This is a genomic window from Cupriavidus sp. SIMBA_020, assembly GCF_046535395.1.
Classification (GTDB): domain Bacteria; phylum Pseudomonadota; class Gammaproteobacteria; order Burkholderiales; family Burkholderiaceae; genus Cupriavidus; species Cupriavidus campinensis.
Genome location: NZ_JAWRWU010000455.1, coordinates 1 through 277, shown reverse-complemented (window position 1 = coordinate 277; position 277 = coordinate 1). Strand labels below are relative to the sequence as shown.

Annotated in this window: 1 protein-coding gene; it reads left to right on the top strand. The window is 50.5% G+C overall.

What is annotated here, in order from left to right; all coding sequences use genetic code 11:
- Positions 1-277, top strand: a 277-nt coding sequence (locus SB751_RS30020) for a hypothetical protein (protein ID WP_410749023.1), incomplete at both ends; no start/stop codon positions are given.

The following is a 277-nucleotide window of genomic DNA, read 5'->3' as shown; positions in this document are numbered from 1 at the left end:
ACGGGGAACCTTTGGTCCACCTCTTTAGCGTGCCAGCAACATGGTTCTCCGATCGAGTGAGCGGTGCGCGATGGATATCCGTATTTATTCCTTATGAGCTGCGCACTGTGAATCATTACAGAAGACTTCGTGCGCGAGATGGGCGATCTGATGCGGTAGTGATTGCTTATGATGAAGGTGATTCTGAGCGAAACGAAAGCCACGGTGTTGTGCTGGAGCGTGGAAGAATGGAGAGGATGCTGAGCAAAGAAGCCGATGACGATGAAAATTTAGCGTC